Raw genomic sequence first — 1671 nt, 5'->3', positions numbered from 1 at the left:
CCTGCATTCCCCAGGTGGCGTGTCGTTTGAGGTGAAGATCGCCTGTATCCGATCGCTAGACAAGGATTTTCTGCCGCAAGCGGCACCTGCGGTCGCGCAGACTGCTGGATCTGGACGGATCAGACCGCGAAGCCGCTGTTTCCTTGCCCAGGGGCGGCGTTTTTCAGCGCAGCGGACAGATCTGTCCAGCCGCTTTCGTTCAGTTTGAGCGTGGATCGCGATCATGCGCATAGCGGTGGCGCTCGCAATCGGCGGATAGCGGCGAGGATGGCGCGTACCATCGTGCCGGTGACAGCGACCTCGGCCAGCTGGAAGGTGATGGTGCGGGCGTGACGGACCACACGTGCCCCGATCTTGATCAGCTTCAGTTGCAGGCTGGTCAACGACCAGTCGGCCATGGCTTCGGGCAGCTCGATGCAGCGCAAGAAGGTGGCCAGGTTGTACGCCAGGGCGTGCAGTTGCAGCCGCACCTCATTGTCGCGGAACTTCCGGCACGACAGCCGCGTCCAGCGAAAGGCGTATTTGCCCTCTTTGATGTGCTGCTCGGCGGTGCCGCGCTGGTTGTAGAACCGCACCACCCAGTCCGGCTCCATCGGCAGGTTGGTGACGATGAAGCCGACACGCGGGAACAGTTCGCCCGGATGCCATTCGATCTTGGCGATCACCCGGCGTTCCTTGTCCCAGGACGCCGCCTGATACTCGAATTCCTCGAAGAACCGCTTGACCTTGGTCAGTGACGGCCGCCCGACAGGGCGCGTTAGCCGATGCGCGATCTTGTCCTTGAGGACCGCGTTTGCGGGCAGCCGGATGGCGTAGAAGAACCGCGCTTCTTCCAATCGCTCATAGATCGCCGGGATCGCGTAGGCAGCATCGGCCCGGAAGAACCTGCCACCAAGGTCGCGCTCCGCGTAGCGCGCAATGACGGGGTCGAGAACATCACGCCAGCCATCGGCGCTGTGGACGTTGCCATGGCGCAGGGCGCAGCGTTCCAGCATCCCGAACTGGTTGAACAGAAAGTTGGGGTGATAGCAGCTACAGTCGAAATGGCCATTCCAGGCGGACCCTTCCTGGTCGCCATGGGTCGGGCTGACCGAGCTGTCCATGTCCAGAACGATGTACTTCAGCCCGTTACGGTCATGGAACCGGTCGATCCATTGCCCGTTCAGGTCGGCCAGCGCGGCACGGTTCCCGGCCAGAGCCAGCGTCTCGGTCTCGAACCGTCCCATCTGCGATGCCGAGGCCGCTTGTGCATCGACCGCTCTGCCGCCGACAACTTGGCGCATGACCGGATCGCAGGCGAGACGGTTGGCGTCGTTGACATCCTCGTATCCGGCCAGCCGCCCAAAGACTGATTGCCGGAACAGGCCGTCGAGCCGATGGACCGTGTTCTTGCCAGAGCGAGTATCGCGCAGCGCCGCTGACGCCAAATCGGACAACCCGAGCGCGTCATCAAGCTCGCGCATCACCAGAAGGCCGCCGTCGGAACTGAGCTGCGTGCCGCGAAATTCCAGCCGCACGCGAGGGTCGAAATCCACCCGATCTGCCCGTTGCAAGCCCGCACCCTCTGGGTGATCCATGAAACGCGCCCCTCGCAGCCTTCAACACCATGTTTTATATAGGAAATATAATGGTCAGGACAGCGAAATCAGCGCCTTACTTGGGAAATGTGGG

At 62.3% G+C, this 1671-nt stretch carries 1 protein-coding gene; it reads right to left on the bottom strand.

What is annotated here, in order from left to right; translation table 11 throughout:
* Nucleotides 1-221: 221 nt before the first annotated feature.
* On the bottom strand, nt 222-1577 hold the full coding sequence (locus P2G62_RS17755) for an IS1380-like element IS1247 family transposase (RefSeq protein WP_006473457.1): 1356 nt from the start codon (nt 1575-1577) through the stop codon (nt 222-224).
* Nucleotides 1578-1671 lie beyond the last annotated feature (94 nt).

The organism is Paenirhodobacter sp. CAU 1674, from assembly GCF_029222945.1.
Classification (GTDB): domain Bacteria; phylum Pseudomonadota; class Alphaproteobacteria; order Rhodobacterales; family Rhodobacteraceae; genus Rhodobacter.
The sequence above is the reverse complement of the archived record's forward strand: the minus strand, read 5'-3'. Positions and strand labels throughout refer to the sequence as shown.